This is a genomic window from Sphingopyxis sp. (genome assembly GCF_016463645.1).
Lineage (GTDB): Bacteria > Pseudomonadota > Alphaproteobacteria > Sphingomonadales > Sphingomonadaceae > Sphingopyxis.
On sequence record NZ_JAEMQX010000247.1, the window covers coordinates 1 to 2104 of the forward strand.

Consider the following 2104-nt stretch of genomic DNA (forward strand, 5'->3'; position numbering starts at 1 on the left):
AGCGCGGCGGGGCCGTCCCACGGCTCCATCACGCTGGCGAGGTAGGAGTACATCGCGCGGTGGTTGTCGGGGACGTCGCATTCGGTCGTCCACGCCTCGGGCACCAGGATCAGCTTCGCCGTCGGCGCATCGCGGCCGGCGCGGCACAGCGCCTCGAACACGGCATCGAGCGCGGCGGTGTCCGACGCGCCTGCGGGGATCACCGGCTTGATGTCTTCCGAATGCTCGCCGAAGGCGAGGCTCGCCATCTTGATCTCGTGGCTCTTCATCCAGTTCTTGTTGCCGCGGATCGTGTTGATTTCGCCATTGTGCGCGAGGCAGCGGAACGGCTGCGCCAGCCACCATTGCGGAAAGGTGTTCGTCGAATAGCGCTGGTGGAAGATCGCGACCCGGCTCTCGAACAGCTTGTTCGTGAGGTCGGGAAAGAAGTCCGCGAGGCTTTCGGCGAGGAACAGCCCCTTGTAGATGATCGAGCGCGCCGACAGGCTGCAGATATAGAAATCGGCGATCTGTGCCGCGATCACCTTTTTCTCGATTCGGCGGCGGACGAGATAGAGCTGCTTTTCGAACTCGGCGACCGACTGTTCCTCCGGCAGCGGACCCGCGATCATGATCTGCTCGATCTCGGGGCGCGTGCGCTGCGCCTTGTCGCCGATGACCGAGACGTCGACCGGCACCTGCCGCCAGCCATAGATGGTGAAGCCCGCGTCGATGATCTCCGCCTCGACGATCGTGCGGCATTCCTCCTGCGCCGAAAGGTCGGTGCGCGGCAGGAAGACCATGCCGACCGCGAGGCGGTTCGGGCGCACCTTGTGCCCCGACGCCGCGATCGCATCGTCGAAGAAGCGGACGGGCAGGTCGACGTGGATGCCCGCCCCGTCCCCGGTCTTGCCGTCGGCGTCGACCGCGCCGCGGTGCCACACGGCACGCAAGGCTTCGATCGCCGCCTCGACGACGCGGCGCGACGGCTTGCCGTCGGTCGCCGCGACCATGCCGACGCCGCAGGCATCGGATTCGAGGTCGGGGCGATACATGCCTTCGGCTGCAAGCCGCGCGTGATCGGGGGTGGGGTAGTGGGTCATCATCTTCGTCCTGACGGAGTGTCTTAATCGGGCAGCTTCTTGCGCGCGTTTTCGGCCGCGTCCTCGGCGGCCTGCTGCGCGGCGAGCGAAGCGTTTTCGTAAGCGAGTTCGAGATCCTCGACGCGCTTCAGGTCGGCGGCCGACCAGTTGCTGCGGTCATAGGCCGGGTCGTCGTAGGCCACCGCGGCATCGGCCGCGACATCGGCGGCCGTTGCCGCGGCGTCGGCGGCGTCGGCTGCGGCATCGACCGCATAATCGTCCGCCGCATCGACCGCGACCGCGTCGGTCGCCTCGACGCTGTCGGTCTTCCACATGTCGCGCTGGTCCTTCAGCACCTTCACGTCGACCTTCATCAGCCTGGCGAGCTTGCCGAGTTCCTTGTCGTCGAAGTCGGAGAGCTGCCTTTCCTTCGGCAGTTCCTTGAAATCCTTCTCGATCTCGGGCGCGCGGTCGATGAATTTGGTAATCAGCGGCGGCACCGCCTTGATCACCGCGAGCATCACCTCGGGATCGGCCTGCAGCGCCATCCATTCGTCGGCGTAGATCCTGCCGGTCGGTGTCGCGAGGAAACTGTTGAGGTCGGTGAGCTGCGCGCCGCTGAACTTCCGCGCATAGGCCTTGGCAAGCCCGTCGCGCATCGGCGGTTCCATGTCGGCGAGCGCTTCGCTGATCAGCGGCTTGATCACCCTGGTGATCTGGTCTTCGCGTTCCTTGCGGTGCGGGTCGAACATATCGGCGACCTTGCCCTTGGTCGCTTCGTCGAGCCCCGCGATCTGTTCGCTTTCGACGCCGGTCTTGATCGACAGCAGCAGGTCCGACTGGCCGCCGAACTCGCCCATGATCGTCTTGAACATCTTGCCGTAGAGGTTGTCGACCATCTTCTCGATGCTGCCGTTCGGGATCAGCGCCGCGGTCGTCTGCTGCGCGAGCGTCAGGCGCGACGGGTCGATCGGCGGCAGATTGCTCGTGTCGAACATCTTTTCGATCAGCGCGATCGCCTCGTCCATTTCCTTCTGCATCTT

General features: G+C 65.3%; 1 protein-coding gene and 1 pseudogene. Both read right to left on the reverse strand.

Annotated elements, in window-relative coordinates; all coding sequences use genetic code 11:
- Nucleotides 1-1085: pseudogene (locus JHC57_RS22170) on the reverse strand (glutamate synthase large subunit); the annotation flags it as partial.
- Between the two features lie 20 nt (nt 1086-1105).
- The coding region (locus JHC57_RS22175; RefSeq protein WP_294032724.1) for a DUF2059 domain-containing protein at nt 1106-2104 on the reverse strand (999 nt) is incomplete at its 5' end.